Here is a 634-nt window from a genome sequence, read left to right as displayed (position 1 = left end):
CCGCTTCCTCTCGCCCGAGATGGAAGCCGTCACCGCACTCGTCCAGTCGGGCGCCGTCGCCCGCATCGCAAAGGAGCACACCCATGGCTGAGTCCCCCGTATCCGGGCCCCGCGTCGTCCGCGCCGCCCGCGGCAACCAGCGCACCGCGAAGAGCTGGGGCGCCGAAGCCGCCAAGCGCATGCTGATGAACAACCTCGATCCCGAGGTCGCCGAGCACCCCGAAGACCTGGTCGTCTACGGCGGCACCGGCAAGGCCGCGCGCAGCTGGGAGGCGTACGACGCGATCGTGCGCACTCTCGACGAGCTCGAACCGGATGAGACCCTGCTGGTGCAGTCGGGCAAGCCGGTCGGCGTCTTCCGCACCCACGAGTGGGCGCCGCGTGTGCTGATCGCCAACTCCAACCTGGTGGGGGACTGGGCGAACTGGCCCGAGTTCCGCAAGCTCGAAGAGCTCGGCCTCATCATGTACGGGCAGATGACCGCCGGATCCTGGATCTACATCGGCACGCAGGGAATCCTGCAGGGCACGTACGAGACGTTCGCGGCCGGCTTCTTCTCGGCGGCAGCCTTGGGAGCTGCAGCCTTCTTCGTGGCCTTCTCAGCCTCGACGGCCTCGTTCTTCTCAGCCATTAG

At 67.8% G+C, this 634-nt stretch carries 1 pseudogene; it reads left to right on the top strand.

The window, feature by feature from the left end:
• Nucleotides 1–83: 83 nt before the first annotated feature.
• Nucleotides 84–634 (top strand): annotated as a pseudogene (locus tag KZA10_RS17005) (hypothetical protein); the annotation flags it as partial.

Origin of the sequence: Microbacterium sp. BF1 (assembly GCF_019279095.1) — a bacterium.
In the GTDB taxonomy this organism is placed as follows: domain Bacteria; phylum Actinomycetota; class Actinomycetes; order Actinomycetales; family Microbacteriaceae; genus Microbacterium; species Microbacterium maritypicum.
The sequence above is the reverse complement of the archived record's forward strand: the minus strand, read 5'-3'. Positions and strand labels throughout refer to the sequence as shown.